Raw genomic sequence first — 16,790 nt, 5'->3', positions numbered from 1 at the left:
AGGTCACCGAGGCCGCGAGTGACGGCAAGCTGTCCGATTCATGCCGTAAATGGCGGGCTTTGAGGGCCTCGCGGGTGGCCCTGGGGCAGGGCGGACCGACGAGCGGATTGCTCCGATCTATTGACGAGGGGGTTAACCGCTTACTAACTTGCCGCCGCAGAAACGCAGTTCCTGCGCCACCCGGCCGAACAGGACCGCCTCATGACTGCTCCAGCGCCACCCGTGGCCGCACCCCGCACACCTCGTGCACCCCGTACACCGGCCCCGGCACCCCGCACGTCCCTGTGGCAGCGCCTCAAGCGCGACAAGGTGATGCTGCTGCTGTGCCTGCCGGGGTTCCTGTACTTCGTGGTCTTCCACTACGTGCCGCTGCTCGGCTACATGGTGGCGTTCCAGGACTACCAGCCCTACCTGGGCTACCTGCACAGCGCCTGGACCGGCTTCACCAACTTCACGACGGCCTTCGCCGACCCGGACTTCTGGTCGGCCACGGGCAACACGCTGAAGATCGCGCTCGTCCAGCTGGTCCTGTTCTTCCCCGTGCCGATCGGCCTCGCCCTGCTGCTCAACAGCATCGTCAGCGACAAGCTGCGCCGCTTCGTGCAGAGCGTCGTCTACCTGCCGCACTTCATCGGCTGGGTCATCATCGTCTCGATCTTCCAGCAGATCCTGGGCGGCGCGGGCGTCGTCCCCGACCTGCTGGAATCGCTCGGCCTGCCGCGCTACGACATGACGACCGACCCGAACGCCTTCCCCTGGCTGCTCGCCCTCCAGGTCATGTGGAAGGACGCCGGCTGGGGCACCATCATCATCCTCGCCGCCCTCCTCTCCATCGACCGCGGCCTGTACGAGGCGGCGGCCATGGACGGCGCCGGGCGGTGGAGCCGCTTCTGGCACGTCACCCTGCCGGGCCTGTCCCCGGTCCTGGTCCTGCTGCTCATCCTCAACCTCGGCAACATCCTCACCGTCGGCTTCGAGCAGATCCTGCTCCAGCGCGACGCCGTGGGACCCGCCGCCGGTGAAGTCCTCGACACCTACGTCTACTTCCACGGCATCCGGGACAACCAGTGGGGCACCTCGGCCGCCGTCGGCCTCGTCAAGGCGGTGATCGGCACGATCCTCGTCATCGGCGCCAACAAGTTCGCCCACCGGCTCGGCCATGAAGGGGTGTACCGCGGTGCTGACCGTTGACACGTCCGGCGACCTGTCCGCAGCGAAGTCGCGGCGCCGCTCGCGCCCGGCACGCACCCGGGCCGACAGCGGGGAACTGCGCCCCTCCGGGGTCCGGCCGCCGTGGATGGAGCGGCCCACCCGGCTCGGCCTCGTCCTCAAGGGCCTCGCCCTCGTCCTCGTCGTCACCCTCGTGGCGTACCCGCTGCTCGGCGTGATCGGCACGAGTTTCGCCTCGCAGAGCGACATCATCCGCTCGAACGGGCTCGTCCTGTGGCCCGACCACCCGAGCCTCGACGCCTACCGCACCGCGTTCACCGGCGGGCGCGTGACCCGCGCCCTGTTCGTGAGCATCGGCGTCACCCTCGTCGGCACCGTGTGCAGCCTCCTCGCCACCATCGGCATGGCGTACGGCCTCTCGCGGCGCGGCATCGTCGGCGGCCGCTTCATCCTCATGACCGCCCTGTTCACCATGCTGTTCAACGCGGGCGTCATCCCCAACTTCCTGCTGGTCAAGGAGCTCGGCCTCTACAACACCTTCGCGGCGCTCGTGCTCCCCACCATGGTCAGCGCGTTCAACCTCGTCGTGATGCGGGCCTTCTTCATGAACCTGCCCGAAGAGCTCTACGACGCCGCGAAGGTCGACGGCGCGGGCGACTTCCGCACCCTGGTCCAGGTCGTCCTGCCCCTGTCCAAGGCGGTCATCGCCGTCGTCGGACTCTTCTACGCCGTCGCGTACTGGAACGCGTACTTCAACGCCCTGCTCTACCTCGGCGACAACGACAAATGGCCGCTGCCCATGGTGCTGCGCACCTTCATCCTCCAGGGCCAGAACCTCGACACCGCGGCCGCCGGCGAGGCCGTCGCCCCGCAGCAGGCCGTGCAGATGGCCGTCCTCGTCATCGCCGTCGTGCCGATCCTTCTCGTCTACCCGTTCCTCCAGCGGTTCTTCACCAAGGGCGTCCTCACCGGCGCCGTCAAGGGCTGACCCGCACCCGCCACCACGGCTCCGCACCCCCCCAACGTCCCCGTGTCCCCTCGTGTTGAGGAGTCTCCCGATGTCCGGCACCACACCTGTCAATCGCCGCACCGTGCTCCGCTGGGGTGCGGGCGCCGGTCTCGCCGTCGCCGCGGCGCCGCTGATCGCCGCGTGCGGCGACGGCGGCACCGCCGCCAAGGCCGAGGCCAAGAGCGCCAAGCTGCTGCCGACCACCGCCGTGCGCAACGTCGGCGCCCGCCCCGACCTGCCCGGCACCGCAGCCGGCGTCCCGAGCGCCTACCTGAAGTACCCGGCGAACCCGATCCGCGCCACGAAGGGCACCCCCCTCAAGGGCGCCGGGACGATCACCGCCGTCACCGAGACCTTCGCCCCGCTGCCCCCGGAGCGCGGCAAGAACGCCGCCTGGCGCGAGATCGAGAAGCTGCTCGGCGCCAAGATCGACTTCACGGCCGTCCCCGCGGACGACTACCCGGCGAAGTTCTCCACGATGGTCGCCGGCGACCAGCTCCCCGACATCTTCATGTACCCGGAGACCGGCGGCGTCGACAACAAGGCCGGGTTCCTCCAGGCCAAGTGCGTCGACCTCGGCCCGCACCTGTCCGGCGACAAGGTCAAGGACTACCCGAACCTGGCGGCGATCCCGGAGTACGCCTGGCAGGGGGCGATCTTCGGCGGGAAGCTGTACGGGATTCCGCTGACCCGCAACGGCACGGCCGGAGCCGGCTTCTACCGGGCCGACCTCTTCAAGGAGGCGGGCGTGTCCAGCCTCGACGAGATCGACAGCGTCGAGCGGCTCGTCGAACTCGCCAAGGACATCACGGACGAGAAGAAGGACCGGTACTTCTTCATCAGCGGCGCCGGCACGCTCCTCGCGCAGTCGCTGGGCGCGCAGTCGTCCTGGAAGCACGACACGAAGACCGGCAAGTGGACCTATCAACTGGAGGACGACAAGTACCGCCACTCCGTCGAGATCGCGGCGAAGCTCTACAAGGAGGGCTGCTACTACCCGGGCACCGTCCAGATGTCCGGCGCCCAGAAGGCGCAGTACACGGACCTGTTCAAGAACGGCAAGGGCGCCTACGTATCCGACGGGATGCCGGCCTATCTGACCCCCGGTACCGGATACGTGGACACGATGGCCGCCATCGACAAGTCCTTCGACGTGCGTCCCATGGTCCCGGTCGGTGGGGACGCGGTCGTCTGGACCAACAACACCGCCCTGTCCTACTGCTTCGTCACGAAGGCGGACGACAAGAGGGTCAAGGAGATCCTCCGGCTGGCCGATTTCGCGGCCTCGCCCTTCGGCACCGTCGAGTACACCCTCATCAAGTACGGAGTCGAGGGCGTCGACCACCAGCGAGACAAGGACGGCACACCCGTCCTCACCAAGCAGGGCACCCAGGACACCACGGTCCCCTGGGGCTTCCTGGGCTCCGCGACGCCCGCCTTCTTCAGCGCGACGAGCTCCGACGCGACCCGTCACGTGCACGAGGCCTACACCAAGCTCATCCCGCTGCTGATCGACGAGCCCACGCTCGCGTACACGTCGCCCACCTGGGACTCCAAGGGCCTCGGCAGCCTCAACACCATCCACAGCGACGGCGTCAAGGACATCGTCACCGGCCGCAAGCCCATGTCCTCCTACGACGCCATGGTCAAGAAGTGGCGCAACGCCGGCGGCGACACCTGCCGCGCCGAGTTCGAGCAGGCCTCGCAGAAGGGCAAGAAGTGACCACCACCCGACGCACCCTCCTCAAGGGCGCCGGCGTCGCCGCGCTCGCCGTCCCCCTGTTCGCCGCGCCCGCCTGGGCGACCGGCACGACCGGCTTCGACCCGAAGCCCGGCTCCGACGGCGTCGGCGACCCCCTGTTCCCGACCCTCGGCAACGGCGGCTACGAGGTCGTCCACTACGACCTCACCTTCGACTTCACGCCGGTCACCTACGACTTCACCGGCGTCGTGAAGATGAACGCGCGCGCCACCCAGGACCTCTCCGCGTTCAACCTCGACACCGACGGCCACACCATCGAGTCCGTCACCGTGAACGGCCGCACCGCCGCACACGCCCTCTCCCTCGGCAAGTCCGGGCAGGAGCTGACCGTCACCCCGGCCGCCCCGCTGCACAAGGACACCCCGTTCACCGTCACCGTCGCCTACCGCGGCAACGGCAAGGCGCCCCGCGCCGGCCTGACCGGCTGGCGGTTCGGCAGCGACGGCGGCTTCGCGTCCGCCGTGCAGTCCTCCCGCGCCGACACCTTCCTGCCCTGCAACGACACCCCGTCCGACAAGGCCACCTGGACCTTCCACCTCTCGGCGCCCGACGGCTTCGTGGCCGCCGCGAACGGTGAACTGACCGGCAAGGACAAGCGCGCCGACGGCTCCACCGTCTGGCACTTCGCCCTGCGCGAGCGCATGCCCACCGAACTGCTCGGCATCGCCGTCGTCAAGGGCACTTACCTGTACGGCACTTCGCACACCGGCCTGCCCCTGCGCCACATCGTCCCGCAGGGCCAGGAGGACAAGTACGGCCCGATCGTGGCCCGCACCCCGGACCATCTCGCCTGGCTGGAGGCCAAGTTCGGCCGCTACCCCTTCTCCGTGTACGGCCTCCACATCTACGACGGCTACACCGACGCCCTCGAGAACTCGACGCTCACCCTCATGGGCACCAACTGGTTCAAGCTCAACGCCGACGGCAACCCCACGTACGAGAACACGATGGTGCACGAGCTGACCCACCAGTGGTTCGGCGACAGCGTCACCCCGGACGACTGGCAGCAGGCCTGGCTCAACGAGGGGCCCGCCGTGTACTACGCCGCCCTGCACAGCGAGGAGCGCGGCTGGTCCGTCATGGCCGACAAGATGAAGGCCACCTACGCCAAGCTCGACGCCGTCCGGGCCAAGGACGGCCCGCCCGGACTCCCCAAGGCCCTCGGCGGCACGAACATCTACGACGGCGGCGCCCTCGTCCTCTACGCGCTCCAACAGCAGGTCGGGCAGCGGAAGTTCGACCTGATCATGGGGCAGTGGCCGCGCCGCTTCAAGGATCGCACCGTCACCAGCGAGGACTTCATCAAGCACGCCGTCGACATGTCCGGGGACCGCTCCCTCGACGCGTTCCTGCGGGACTGGCTGTTCGGCGCGAAGAACCCGCCGATGCCCGGACACCCCGACTGGACGGCCGCCGCGTGAGGCGGAACGCGCACCCCTCCCCGAGAAAGACCGTGAGGAAAGGTCACCGCATGAGAGCCCGCACCGCCGCGGCCGCGTTCCTGGCCGGCGCCGCACTCGCCCTGACACCGCTGCCCGCCGCGCACGCCGACCCGGCGCCCCTGACCCTGCACGCCGCACCGCAGGGCTCCGGCACCGACTGCACCGTAGGACACCCCTGCTCGGTGGAGGGCGCCCGCGACCTCGCCCGTACGATCGCGGACCGGTCCGTACGCGTCGAACTCGCCGACGGAACTTACGAGTTGAGCAGGCCGCTCAAGCTCGGCAAGGAGGACTCCGGCGTCACCTGGGCCGCCGCACAGGGCGCCGACCCCGTGCTCTCCGGCGGCCGCGCCCTCACCGGCTGGACCGTGAACGACGACGGCACCTGGACCACGAAGGTGCCCGAGGGCATCACCCCGCGCCAGCTGTTCGTCGACGGCGAGCGGGCCGTCCGGGCCCGCGGCGAGTCCTGCGCCGCCTCCGTGTGCGACGCCACCAAGACCGGCATGACCGGCGCCGAGAAGACCGGCATCGCGAAGTGGTCCAGGCCCACCGACGCCGAGGCCGTCATCAGCGTCCGCTGGCGCAACTACCACTGCCGCATCACCGCCGTCACCGGCGACGTCATGACCTTCGCCCAGCCCTGCTGGACCAACTCGGCGTCCGGGACCAACCGCACCGGGCCCGCCTGGGACTCCACCACCGTCGACTCCTCGCGCTACAGCAAGGTCGCCTTCTTCGAGAATGCCCCCGAACTCCTCGACCAGCCAGGCGAGTTCGTGTGGAACTCCGCCGACCGCACCGTCACCTACCTGCCCCGCCAGGGCGAGGACCCGCGCCGCTCCCGGACCGTCACCCCGGTCACCGAGGGCCTGCTCGTCCTCGACGGCGCCCACGACGTCCACCTCTCCGGCCTCGGCTTCGCCTACTCCGCCTACCAGCAGCCGAACACCGACGAGGGCTACGCCGGCATGCAGGCCGGACTCACCCTGACCGGCGCCACCGGCCCCGTCGACCACGCGGGCCGCTTCTACACCAAGCCCGCCGCCGCCCTCACCGTCCGCGGCGGCCGCGACGTCACCGTGGAAGGCAACAAGTTCAGCAGGCTCGGCGGCGCCGGCGTCGTCTTCGAGCAGGGCACCCAGGACTCCGCCCTCGCCCGCAACCGCTTCACCGACCTGTCCTCCGGCGCCGCCTACATCGGCGACACCGAACCCATGCCGACCGCCGAACTCACCGGCGCCCGCAACACGATCGAGCGCAACACCATCCGCCGCACCGGCGTCGAGTACACCGACTCCGTCGGCATCTGGGCCGGCTACGAGGCCGAGACCGTCATCGACCACAACACCCTCGAAGAGCTGCCCTACTCCGGTATCTCCGTCGGCTGGGGCTGGAACCAGCCCGAGGCCCAGACCTCCGTCCTGCGCGACAACCGCATCACCAACAACCGGATCACCGACGTCATGCTCGTCCGCCACGACCAGCACGACGGCGCGGCCATCTACACCCAGGGCGCCCAGCCCGGCACCGTGATCTCCGGCAACTACATCGACCGCAGCGCCCACGGCAACACCGAGCGCGACGGCAACGGCGTCTACCTCGACGAACAGTCCAGCCACATCGCCGTCACCGGCAACGTCATCACCCGCGTCGGCTACAAGTGGGTCTCCAACTGGGCCGGTTACGGCATCGACAACCACGCCACCGGCAACTGGACCGACACCGAGGCCCCGGCCCTCTCCGGACGCGGCTCCACCATGACCGACAACTTCACCCGCCTCGACCACCTGCCCGCCGAAGCCGTCAAGGTCGCCGAGGCCGCCGGCGCCGACGGCCGCGAGAAGGTCCGGCAGCTCCGGCCCGACCTGGCCCGCACGGGCACCGCCACCCAGTCCTCCACCGACGGCACCGCCACCGCCGACAAGGCCACCGACGGCGACACCAACTCCGACACCCGCACCCTCTCCGAGGCCGGCGCCTGGTGGCAGGTCGACCTCGGCTCCGCACAGCACGTCGGACAGGTCGAGGTCTGGAACAACAGCTCCATGACCACCACCGACTTCGAGGTCCAGCTCGCCACGTCGGCCGACTTCTCCGACGCGACCACCGTCCACGTCACCGGCAAGCCCCTGCGCCCCACCGTCCTCGACACGGACACCGAGGCCCGCTACGTCCGCATCCGGGTCACCGGCACCGGCCGCGTCGCCCTCTCCCACGTCCTCGTCCACCCCTGACACGACAGCAGCGCAAGGGGCGTCGCGGACCGGTTCGGCGGGTCCGCGACGCCCCGTGTTTCCATGCTCCCTACGCCGACCGCACCAACACCCCGTACAGGAAAGGCGGTTACTCCATGACCGACGCCCCCTCCGACCTGCGCCTCGGCGTCCTCGGCTACGGACTGCGCGGCTCGATCGCGCGCACCGCGCACCGGCCCGGCGCCGGCTCCCGGGTCACCGCGCTCGCCGATCACGACGCCGCCGCGCGGACGGAGGCGGCGCTAGCCTTCCCCGGCGCACTCGTCTCCAGTGACCACAAGAAGGTCGTCGAGGACCCCGACGTCGACGCCATCCTCGTCCTCACCCCCGACCACACCCACGCCGACGTCGCCCGCGAGGCCCTGGAGGCCGGCAAGCCCGTCTTCGTGGAGAAGCCCCTCGACATCAGCGTCGAACGCTGCGACGAACTCCTGCGCACCGCCCACGCGACCGGCTCCCGCCTCTACGTCGGCCACAACATGCGCCACATGCCCGTCGTCCGCCTCATGCGCGACATCATCGCCCGCGGCGAGATCGGCGAGGTCAAGACCGTCTGGGTACGCCACTTCGTCGGCTACGGCGGCGACTGGTACTTCAAGGACTGGCACGCCGAACGGCAGTACACCACCGGCCTGCTGCTCCAGAAGGCCGCCCACGACATCGACGTCCTGCACTGGCTCGCCGGCGGCTACACCCGCCAGGTCCAGGCCCTCGGCGACCTCATGGTCTACGGAGACAACCCGCACCGCCGCGAGCCCGGCGAGCCCAAGCACGAGGACTGGTACACGAAGGACGGCCACTGGCCGCCCGCCACCCAGCGCGGCCTCAACCCCGTCATCGACGTCGAGGACGTCTCCCTCGTCAACATGCGTCTCGACAACGGCGTCCTCGCCGCCTACCAGCAGTGCCACTTCACCCCCGACTACTGGCGCAACTACACCGTCATCGGCGACGCGGGCCGCCTGGAGAACTTCGGCGACGGGCCCGGGGGAGTGGTCAAGGTCTGGAACACCCGCCGCTCCACCTACCGCGACGAGCCCGACGCCGCGTACCCGGTCCCGGCCGCCGAGGACAACGCCGGACACGGGGGCGCCGACCCGCTCCTCATCGACGAGTTCCTCCGCTTCGTCCGGGACGGCGGCACCACCGACACCTCGCCCGTCGCCGCCCGCATGGCCGTCGCCGCGGGCGTCCGCGCCACCGAGTCCCTCCGCGCCGGCGGCACCCCCCGAGAGGTCCCGCCGCTCGACCCCGAGCTCGTCGCCTACTTCGAGGGCGGCCAGACCCGATAGGGCCGAACGAGCGGACGGCCCGGGCGTGACGGCCCGGGCCTGTAGGAAAGCTTCGGCGCCGCTTAAGAAATCCTCGATGGACCTGAGCCGCCGTGGTACGGAAGAGTCCGGGGCGGCGGCCCGACGGCCGCCACCTCCACTCACTCTTCCCCGTGTGCGGGCCGCTGCGTGCTGCCCGCGTGCGCGACGACAGGAGCCGAACCGATGAAGGCGCTGGTCAAGGAGAAGGCCGAACCGGGACTCTGGCTGACCGACGTGCCCGACCCCTCCATCGGCCCCGGCGACGTGCTGATCAAGGTGCTGCGCACCGGCATCTGCGGCACCGACCTGCACATCCGCAGCTGGGACGGCTGGGCGCAGTCGACCATCCAGGCCCCGCTCGTCCTCGGCCACGAGTTCGTCGGCGAGGTCGTCGAGACCGGCCGCGACGTCAGCGACATCAACATCGGCGACCGCGTCAGCGGCGAGGGCCACCTCGTCTGCGGCAAGTGCCGCAACTGTCTCGCCGGCCGCCGCCACCTGTGCCGCGCCACCGTCGGCCTCGGTGTCGGCCGCGACGGCGCCTTCGCCGAGTACGTCGCGCTGCCCGCCTCCAACGTGTGGGTGCACCGCGTCCCCGTCGACCTCGACGTCGCCGCGATCTTCGACCCGTTCGGCAACGCCGTGCACACCGCCCTGTCCTTCCCGCTCGTCGGCGAGGACGTCCTGATCACCGGCGCGGGCCCGATCGGCCTCATGGCCGCCGCCGTCGCCAAGCACGCCGGCGCCCGCAACGTCGTCGTCACCGACGTCAGCGAGGAGCGCCTCGAGCTCGCCCGCAAGGTCGGCGTCAGCCTGGCCCTGAACGTGGCGCAGTCCTCCATCGCCGACGGCCAGCGCGAGCTCGGCCTGCGCGAGGGCTTCGACATCGGCCTGGAGATGTCCGGCAACCCCCACGCGATGCGCGACATGCTCGCCAACATGACCCACGGCGGCAAGATCGCCATGCTGGGCCTGCCCTCGCAGGAGTTCGCCGTCGACTGGGCCCGGATCGTCACCTCGATGATCACCATCAAGGGCATCTACGGCCGCGAGATGTTCGAGACCTGGTACGCGATGTCGGTCCTCCTCGAGGCCGGCCTCGACCTCGCCCCCGTCATCACCGGCCGCTACGCGTACACCGACTTCGACGCGGCGTTCGAGGACGCGGCCAGCGGCAAGGGCGGCAAGGTCATCCTCGACTGGTCCGTCTGACCCTCCGCCCGAACTCCTCTCGCTGACAAGGACTTCCGACCATGTTCGACAACGTACGCGCCGACCTCCAGACCACCCTCGACGAGATCGTCGCCGCCGGGCTGCACAAGCCCGAGCGCGTCATCGGCACCCCCCAGTCCGCCACCGTCGGCGTGACCGCGGGCGGCCGCCCCGGCGAGGTCCTCAACTTCTGCGCCAACAACTACCTCGGCCTCGCCGACCACCCCGAGGTCATCGCCGCCGGCCACGCCGCCCTCGACCGCTGGGGCTACGGCATGGCGTCCGTCCGCTTCATCTGCGGCACCCAGGAGGTCCACAAGGAGCTGGAGGCGCGCCTGTCCTCCTTCCTCGGCCAGGAGGACACGATCCTCTACTCCTCCTGCTTCGACGCCAACGGCGGCGTCTTCGAGACGATCCTCGGCGCCGAGGACGCGGTCATCTCCGACGCCCTCAACCACGCCTCGATCATCGACGGCATCCGCCTCAGCAAGGCCAAGCGCTTCCGCTACGCCAACCGCGACATGGCCGACCTCGAGGCCCAGCTCAAGGCCGCCGACGAGGCCGGCGCGCGCCGCAAGCTCATCGTCACCGACGGCGTCTTCTCCATGGACGGCTACGTCGCCCCCCTCGTCGACATCTGCGACCTCGCCGAGCGCTACGAGGCCATGGTCATGGTCGACGACTCGCACGCCGTCGGCTTCGTCGGCCCCGGCGGCCGCGGCACCCCCGAACTGCACGGCGTCATGGACCGCGTCGACATCATCACCGGCACCCTCGGCAAGGCCCTCGGCGGCGCCTCCGGCGGCTACGTCGCCGCCCGCGCCGAGATCGTCGCCCTGCTGCGCCAGCGCTCGCGCCCCTACCTGTTCTCCAACAGCCTCGCCCCGGTCATCACCGCCGCCTCCCTGAAGGTCATCGACCTCCTGGAGTCCGCCGGTGACCTGCGCGAACAGCTCGCCGCGAACACCAAGCTGTTCCGCACCCGGATGACGGAGGAGGGCTTCGACATCCTCCCCGGCGACCACGCCATTGCCCCCGTCATGATCGGCGACGCGGCCGTCGCGGGCCGCATGGCCGAGCTGCTCCTCGAGCGCGGCGTCTACGTGATCGGCTTCTCCTACCCGGTCGTGCCGCAGGGCCAGGCCCGTATCCGCGTCCAGCTGTCGGCCGCGCACTCCACGGAGGACGTGAACCGCGCCGTCGACGCCTTCGTCGAGGCCCGCGCCCAGCTCGGCTGACCGGTTTGCGACAATCGGGTACATGATCGAAGCGCGGCGGCTGCACATCCTCCGGGCGGTGGCCGACCACCGGACCGTGACCGCGGCTGCCGCCGCGCTCTATCTCACCCCCTCGGCCGTCTCGCAGCAGCTGACGGCCCTGGAGCAGGAGACCGGGCACAAGCTCGTCGAGCGCGGCGCCCGCGGCGTCCGGCTCACCCCGGCCGGCGAGATCCTGCTGACGCACACCAACGCGGTGCTCGCCCAGCTGGAGAAGGCCGAGGCCGAGCTCGCCGCCTACAGCACGGGCGAGGCGGGGACCGTCACCCTGGCCTCCTTCGCGACCGGCATCGGCCTCGTCGTCGGCCCGGCCCTCGCCCGCCTCGCTGAGTCCGCCCCCGGCATCCGCGTCCGGGTGCGGGACGCCGAGGGCGACGCCAGCCTGCCGCTGCTCCTCGAACGGCAGATCGACGTGGCCGTCGCCGTCGAGTACCGGGGCGCCCCCGGCGCGGACGACGACCGGATCACCCGCGTCGCGCTCTACGCGGAGCCCTTCGACGCGGTGCTGCCCGCCGCACACCGGCTCGCGGACACGGAGCGCGTGCCGCTCGCCGAGCTGGCCAAGGACACCTGGATCGGGCCGTACCCCGGCAACCCGTGCCACGACGTGGTGGTCCTCGCCTGCGAGCACGCCGGCTTCTCCCCCCAGTTCGAGCACTCCTCCGACGACTTCCGCGCCGTCATCGCCCTCGCGGCGGCGGGCGCGGGCGTCGCCCTCGTCCCGCGCTCCGCTCTCATCGGCGTCGACCTCGCCCAGACGGTCGTCCGCCCCATCGACGGCTCGGCCCCCACCCGCAAGGTCTTCGCGGCGGTCCGCCACGGGGCGGAGGCGCATCCGCTGATCCGGCCGGTCCTGGAGGCACTGGGCGAGGCGGCGCGGGGCTGACGCCGTCCCGCCTACAGCACTCCGCCGGCCGCGTCGTGCCAGACCTCCGGCCAGTACCGGTAGTCCTCGGGACCGGTCTCCGGCAGGCATGCCACGGGGTCGACGGACTCCAGTACCTCGACCATGGCGTCGGCCAGGAAGTGGTAGTGGGAGTCGGTGTCGTCCCCCTTGAGGGCGTAGGGCTTCTCCAGCGCCTCGACCGTGCCGTACATCCACAGGGCGAACACCAGGGTGGAGACGTCGGCGTTCATCGGCGTCAGCTCGTCGAGCGGATACGGCGCGTGATGGATCTCCCCGGTCCGGCCGTCGACCAGCACGTCCAGATCCTGGGCGGTGCGCGCGAGGACCACGTACCGGTCGGCGTCGGCCACGAGCGGGGTGCGCTCGCCGTCCTCGTAGAGGTGCCGCAGCCGTGGGTCCTGCTCCGCCGCTCTCCGGCTGTCGACCGCGCTGAGCAGCGGGTCGCCCTCGCTGCCGCAGGGCCACACCAGCGGATCGACCATCGGCAGCCCCACCTCCGTCAGGAACCGCCGCGTCGGCTCGTGCGTCAGCGCCTCCGGCAGTTCCTCAGGTGTGAACCGCTGGACCCCCTCCGCCCCGAAGATGTTCGTGAGCACGTCCGCCGCCAGATCCATCCGCAGCCCCTGCCCGGGCCCCGCGATCAACGCCAGCGGCTTCACACAGGCCTGGATGCGCCACACCGCCGGCAGCCCCTGAGCCCAATCCTCCGGGCCCTCCTCCGCGAGATCCCAGCCGTCCGTGCCCCAGTCCTCCTCGACGAAGGCCGAGCTCAGCAATCTTGCGGCCTCCTTGACCGCCCCGAGCCCGAACCGCCCCCGCAGCCCGGCGAACGGCCCTCTCAGCGCCCCGAAGTCCGACACGGCGTCGCGCATCCGGCGCAGCGCCTCCGCGGAGGGGGCCAGGGGGTACATCTCGTCGGGCGGATCGTACGAGTCCGTCGAGTACACGCGCCCCGTCTCCGGGTCCCGCACGATGTGGTGCGCGGTCTGCCCCTCGCTCAGCAGATCCCCCAGCACGTCCATCCCGGCGATACGCGAGGACACCTCCCGCAAGCTCATCAGCGCCGATTCCCGCACCCTCGCCACCCTCCCCGCATTGTTGATCACCAACGCCCCCACGCTAGACGCCGCCTCTGACATTCCCGCCCGCCGACCGGACGACAGGTATGGGCACGGCGGCGACGGGGGAGATGCACCCTGTCCCGCCCCCCCCGATCGCGGAGCCGCCCATGACAGCCACCGACCCGGCCTACGTGACGAGCCAGCTGACCACCGGCGACGGAGCCGCCGTGGCCGTCTACACCTGGCTCCCCGACGGCACCCGCCCCCGCGCCTTCGTCCAGATCGCCCACGGCGCCGCGGAACACGCCCTGCGCTACGACCGCTTCGCCCGGCACCTCACCGCCCACGGCTACGGCGTCATCGCCTCCGACCACCGCGGCCACGGCGCGACCGCCGCCACCACAGGAGGCCACGGCGTCACCGACGACGCCGAACCCGGCACCGTCGACGCCTGGCTGTCGATCATCGAGGACCTCAAGGCCATCGGCGACCAGGCCCGCGCGCTCCACCCCGACGTGCCGTTCGTCCTGCTCGGCCACAGCCTCGGCTCGATGCTCGCCCGCGACTACGCCCAGCGCTACGCCGACGACCTCGCCGGACTCGTCCTCTCCGGCACCTTCCGCTCGCTGCCCGGGGCCGACAACGAGGGCTCGATCGCCGCCCTGGAGGCCGACATCGCCCGCCACGGCCGCGCCGCGATCTCCTCGTACGTCCCGGACCTCTTCGCCTCCTTCAACGCGCCGTACGAAGGAGAGCCGGACGCGACGGGCTTCGAATGGCTGTCGCGCGACCCGGACGAGGTGGACCGCTACGTGGCCGACGACCGCTGCGGCTTCCCGTTCTCCGCCGGCCTGTCCCTGGACTGGGTCCGCGCGGTGCGCCGCATCAACGAACCCGCGAACGTGGCCTGCATCCCCACCGACCTGCCCGTCCACATCGCCGTCGGCACCGAGGACCCCTGCAACCAGCGCATGACCCTCGTCCACGAACTCCTCGAGGACCTCCGCTACGTCGGCGTCACCGACCTCACCTGGAAGGGCTACGAGGGCGCCCGCCACGAGATCCTCAACGAGACCAACCGCGACGAGGTGCAGGCGGACCTGACGGCCTGGCTGGACAAACGCCTGCCCTGAACCGGGCCGGGAACGGCCGGGACCGGCCGAGCCGTCAACGCGGGCCGTTGTCAGTGCTCTTGGTTACGGTTTCTTCCATGCCCGACGCCATGCCCGACGCAGAAGACGTTCGCACCATCGCCCTCTCCTTCCCGGACACGACCGAGAAGACCGCCTGGAGCATGCCCACGTTCCGGGTGGCGGGGAAGATGTTCGCCACGCTGCCGGAGGAGGAGACCTCCATCGCGGTGCGCTGCCCGAAGGAGGAGCGGGACGAGCTGGTGCTCGCCGAGCCGGAGAAGTTCTGGATCGCGGACCACGAGGCGGCCTTCGCCTGGGTCCGCGTCCGCCTCGCCGCACTGGAGGACACGGACGAGCTGCGCGACATCCTCGCCGACTCCTGGCGCCAGGCCGCCCCCACCCGACTCCTCGATTCCCACCCGCACTTGGGCCGCCCGGCCACGGACTGAAATCCCCGGCGACCTTTCCGCCCCGCGTGGCATGATCCGGCCCGCGGGGTGGGATCGGGCGGTGCGGCCGTGCGCGGCACGGCACCGGGGAGGAGCCGGAGGGTATGAGCAGCGGGTCGTCACGGGGGCGGGACGGTACGCGGGAACCAGGAGAGCCGGGAGGGGACCCCGAGCCGGCTGAGAGGGCGAGGAAGAGGAAGCGGAAGGGGAGTCGGCGCGGGATCTGGTCCCGCGACTTCAACCTGTTCTTCACGGCGCGGGCCGTCGCCAAGCTCGGCGACACGATGCTGCCCGTCGCCCTCGCGGCGGGACTGCTCCAGTACGGATACGGGGCCGGCGCGGTCGGCCTCGCGATGGCCGCGTCCGTCGGCTGCTTCGCCGGACTGGTGATCTTCGGCGGCGTCTTCGCGGACCGCTTCAGCACGCGGCTGCTGATGATCGGCGCCGACGTCACCCGCCTGATCTCGCAGTCCCTCGCCGCGGTCATGTTCTTCACCGGGCACGTCGTGCTCTGGGAGATCTGTGTCATAGGCGCGGTGAACGGCGCGGCCTCCGCCCTCTTCCAGCCCGGCGTCGCCAGCACCGTGCCCCGCCTCGCCGCCGACGTCCAGGCGGCGAACGGCGCGATCCGCGTCGCGGAGTCCGGCGCCCAGCTCGCCGGCCCGGCCGTCGCGGGCATGCTCGTCGCCTTCGCCTCCCCGGGCCTCGTCTTCGCCGCGCACGCCGCCACGTACGCCCTGAGCGCCCTCTGCCTCCTCCTGCTGCGCCTGCCGCCCGTCCCGGTCGACGACCAGGCCCCGCGCGAGGGATTCAAGCGGCAACTGGTCGTCGGATGGCGGGAGTTCAGCTCCCGGACCTGGCTCTGGGGCGTCATCGCGATCTGGTGTGTCCTGATGGTGGGCGCCTCGGGCCCCGCCGTACCGCTCGTCGCGACCCAGGTCACGCAGGAACACGGCCCCCGGGTCTACGGCCTGATCAACTCGGCCCTCGGCGCGGGCACCGTCGTCGGCGGCCTAATCGCCCTGCGCCTGCGCCCCCGCCGCATGCTCCGTGCCGGCTCCCTCGCCCTGTTCGGCTTCGCGCTCTTCCCCGCGACGGTCGGTGCGGGCCTGTCCGTGCCGTGGATGATGGCCGGCTGTGCGGTGGCCGGCGCGGGCCAGTCGTTCTGGGGCGTCATGTGGGCGACCAGCGTCCAGACCCAGGTCCCGCGCGAGGTCCTCAACCGCATCCACGCCTACGACGTCGCGGGCTCCCTCGCGATGGCCCCGGTCGGCCAGGCGCTGGCGGGCCCGGCGGCCGGTCTGTTCGGCACGCATCACGTGCTCCTCGCCGGCGGCGCGGTGACGGTCCTGGTCGCGGCGATGCTGCTGGCCGTCCCGGCGATCAGAGGCCTGGTCCGCGCGGACGCGACACCGGTCGGCGCGGGAACGCCCCGGCCCTCACCGCTGAAGGCCTCCGCCCAGCGGTCACCGGAGAAGAGCTGACAGCCCGATCGGCACGAAGACGACCACGAACGGCGACACCAGCATCGCCGCGACATGCACGAGCGCCCCCAGCGTCCTCCACAGCGCGGCGAACAGCACCAGCCCACCGACCAGCCAGCCGGCGTACAGCCACCCGGCCGACTCCCAGGCGGCGCTCTCCTCGGCCCCGGTGGTCGGCGCGGCACCGATCGAGCCGAGCCCCACCAGGAGCAGCACGCCGCACACCAGCAGATCACCGACCGCGACCAGCGCCGCGACCGTGCCGGGGGTCAGTCGGGCCCGGGCCCGAGACATCAAGAGGCTCACGAAGACG

At 71.1% G+C, this 16,790-nt stretch carries 14 protein-coding genes; 12 read left to right on the top strand and 2 right to left on the bottom strand.

Features of this window, described 5'->3' with window-relative positions; genetic code table 11:
• Window positions 1–201: 201 nt before the first annotated feature.
• From ACIBTU_RS18475 to ACIBTU_RS18435, 9 genes are all read left to right on the top strand, one after another.
• Window positions 202–1,191: an ABC transporter permease gene (locus ACIBTU_RS18475; protein WP_399127294.1), complete on the top strand. Its 990-nt coding sequence runs from the start codon at window positions 202–204 to the stop codon at window positions 1,189–1,191.
• Window positions 1,192–1,297: 106 nt separating this feature from the next.
• Entirely contained in the window at window positions 1,298–2,158 is an 861-nt protein-coding gene (locus tag ACIBTU_RS18470) for a carbohydrate ABC transporter permease (protein WP_399127385.1), read from the top strand.
• 70 nt (window positions 2,159–2,228) lie between these two features.
• Window positions 2,229–3,902, top strand: a complete 1,674-nt coding sequence (locus ACIBTU_RS18465) for a hypothetical protein (protein WP_399127293.1) — start codon at window positions 2,229–2,231, stop codon at window positions 3,900–3,902.
• Window positions 3,899–5,362, top strand: a complete 1,464-nt coding sequence (locus ACIBTU_RS18460) for a M1 family metallopeptidase (protein WP_399127292.1) — start codon at window positions 3,899–3,901, stop codon at window positions 5,360–5,362. Before ACIBTU_RS18465 ends, ACIBTU_RS18460 begins: the two co-directional genes overlap by 4 nt.
• 50 nt (window positions 5,363–5,412) lie before the next feature.
• On the top strand, window positions 5,413–7,620 hold the full coding sequence (locus ACIBTU_RS18455; protein ID WP_399127291.1) for a right-handed parallel beta-helix repeat-containing protein: 2,208 nt from the start codon (window positions 5,413–5,415) through the stop codon (window positions 7,618–7,620).
• Between the two features lie 116 nt (window positions 7,621–7,736).
• Complete coding sequence (locus ACIBTU_RS18450) at window positions 7,737–8,933, top strand: Gfo/Idh/MocA family protein (RefSeq protein WP_399127290.1); 1,197 nt, start codon at window positions 7,737–7,739, stop codon at window positions 8,931–8,933.
• 204 nt (window positions 8,934–9,137) lie between these two features.
• The gene (gene tdh, locus ACIBTU_RS18445; RefSeq protein ID WP_399127289.1) at window positions 9,138–10,166 is read left to right on the top strand and encodes an L-threonine 3-dehydrogenase; all 1,029 of its coding nucleotides are present in this window, start codon (window positions 9,138–9,140) and stop codon (window positions 10,164–10,166) included.
• A gap of 41 nt (window positions 10,167–10,207) precedes the next feature.
• Window positions 10,208–11,404: a glycine C-acetyltransferase gene (locus ACIBTU_RS18440; RefSeq protein WP_399127288.1), complete on the top strand. Its 1,197-nt coding sequence runs from the start codon at window positions 10,208–10,210 to the stop codon at window positions 11,402–11,404.
• A gap of 22 nt (window positions 11,405–11,426) precedes the next feature.
• Window positions 11,427–12,329 (top strand): LysR family transcriptional regulator, encoded by a 903-nt coding sequence (locus tag ACIBTU_RS18435; protein WP_399127287.1) that lies wholly within the window; start codon window positions 11,427–11,429, stop codon window positions 12,327–12,329.
• Window positions 12,330–12,340: 11 nt separating this feature from the next.
• On the opposite strand, the gene ACIBTU_RS18430 is transcribed toward ACIBTU_RS18435, so the two are convergent.
• Window positions 12,341–13,408 carry an SUKH-4 family immunity protein gene (locus tag ACIBTU_RS18430; protein ID WP_399127286.1) on the bottom strand — a complete coding sequence of 356 codons (1,068 nt, stop codon included), beginning with the start codon at window positions 13,406–13,408 and terminating at the stop codon, window positions 12,341–12,343.
• Window positions 13,409–13,578: 170 nt separating this feature from the next.
• Here ACIBTU_RS18430 and ACIBTU_RS18425 point away from each other — a divergent pair, with 170 nt between their 5' ends.
• The 3 genes from ACIBTU_RS18425 (at window position 13,579) to ACIBTU_RS18415 (ending at window position 16,477) form a co-directional block, all read left to right on the top strand.
• Complete coding sequence (locus tag ACIBTU_RS18425; RefSeq protein WP_399127285.1) at window positions 13,579–14,544, top strand: alpha/beta fold hydrolase; 966 nt, start codon at window positions 13,579–13,581, stop codon at window positions 14,542–14,544.
• An 89-nt stretch (window positions 14,545–14,633) separates the two neighbouring features.
• Window positions 14,634–14,993: an MmcQ/YjbR family DNA-binding protein gene (locus ACIBTU_RS18420; RefSeq protein WP_399127384.1), complete on the top strand. Its 360-nt coding sequence runs from the start codon at window positions 14,634–14,636 to the stop codon at window positions 14,991–14,993.
• Between the two features lie 104 nt (window positions 14,994–15,097).
• Window positions 15,098–16,477, top strand: a complete 1,380-nt coding sequence (locus ACIBTU_RS18415; protein WP_399127284.1) for an MFS transporter — start codon at window positions 15,098–15,100, stop codon at window positions 16,475–16,477.
• On the opposite strand, the gene ACIBTU_RS18410 is transcribed toward ACIBTU_RS18415, so the two are convergent.
• Complete coding sequence (locus ACIBTU_RS18410) at window positions 16,460–16,783, bottom strand: hypothetical protein (RefSeq protein ID WP_399127283.1); 324 nt, start codon at window positions 16,781–16,783, stop codon at window positions 16,460–16,462. The genes ACIBTU_RS18415 and ACIBTU_RS18410 overlap by 18 nt on opposite strands.
• Window positions 16,784–16,790: the final 7 nt, after the last annotated feature.

The organism is Streptomyces sp. NPDC050145 (genome assembly GCF_044460245.1).
GTDB lineage: Bacteria > Actinomycetota > Actinomycetes > Streptomycetales > Streptomycetaceae > Streptomyces.
Note: the sequence above shows the minus strand (reverse complement) of the source record. Positions and strands in the feature narration are given on the sequence as shown.